Here is a 1,251-nt window from a genome sequence, read left to right on the forward strand (position 1 = left end):
CGAGGCGAGTCTTTCCGAGAGGAATATGTGGCGATAGAACCTTCTGAAGGCTGGCAAGAGCGTGGACTTCCAAGGGACCGTTCCTTTGGCGAGGTCGAGTCCCTCATCAGAATCGCTCACGCCGGTCACAGCCACCCCCAATTTACCCGCGTCGTGTAGTGTGCCCGACTACTTCCCGCCCGGCAGGATCACGACACAGCCCGGATCGCCGCGATCACATGGCCCAAGTCATCCGGATCAAAACCGGTGGACACCATGACGCGAACGCCCTGAACATCCAGTTCGATCCCCGTGTCGCGAGGGGCACCTCCGCTCCTGCCGCCATTCCCACCGCCGCCGGCCGCTCGGACCTGTAACAACCTCGATACGCCCGGCGTATACTTCATCGTGACTGTGAGAACTTTCGTAAACTTGTACATCGCTATCCATCTGATGGTGTGGACGGCTCCACCCGAACGGCATCGCATTGTGCCATGTTGTTATTGTGTGAAAGCCAACAAAGGAGAGGAGCCGACCACATGGAGATTGCAACGCTCGGGATCGATCTTGCCAAGTCCGTGTTCCAGCTTCACGGGGTGGATGCTGATGGCACTGTGGTTTTACAGAAGAAACTGCGGCGGGGCGCGGTGCTCGATTTTCTCGGCAAGCTCGAGCGCTGCTTGATCGGCATGGAAGCCTGTCCGACGTCACACTTCTGGGCGCGGGAAATCGCGGCCCTCGGGCATGACGTGCGGCTGATCCCGCCGGCGTATGTGAAGCCCTACGTGAAGCGGCAGAAAATGATGCCGCGGATGCCGAGGCGATCTGCGAGGCCGTCACACGGCCGAACATGCGCTTCGTGCCCGTCAAGACCGAAGAGCAGCAGAGTGTGCTGGTCCTGCATCGATCACGCGACCTGCTGATGCGGCAAAGGATCATGGTCCTCAATGCGATCCGGGCACAGCTCGCCGAATTCGGGATCATCACCGCCCAGGGCCCCGGAAAGGTTGCCGCCCTTGTCCGGCGCCTTCAAGAGCCGGATGGTCTGACCCTGCCCGCGATCGCCCGCTTCGCACTTCTGGCACTGGGAAGGCAACTCGAGCACCTGGCCGAAGAGATCCGAAGCATCGAACGGCAGCTGCAGGCCTGGCATCGGCAGAACGCCGCAAGCCAGCGGCTCGAGACGATCCCGGGCGTGGGCATCATCACCGCCACGGCGCTCGCAGTCAGCGTTCCGGATCCCTCCGTATTCCGTTCGGGCCGGCAGTTCGC

General features: G+C 61.7%; 1 pseudogene. It reads left to right on the forward strand.

Annotation, left to right across the window (positions count from 1 at the left end):
- Nucleotides 1-518 precede the first annotated feature (518 nt).
- A pseudogene (locus EU800_RS26020) lies at nucleotides 519-1,251 on the forward strand (IS110 family transposase); the annotation flags it as partial.

This window comes from Tropicimonas sp. IMCC6043 (assembly GCF_004146235.1).
Classification (GTDB): domain Bacteria; phylum Pseudomonadota; class Alphaproteobacteria; order Rhodobacterales; family Rhodobacteraceae; genus Tropicimonas.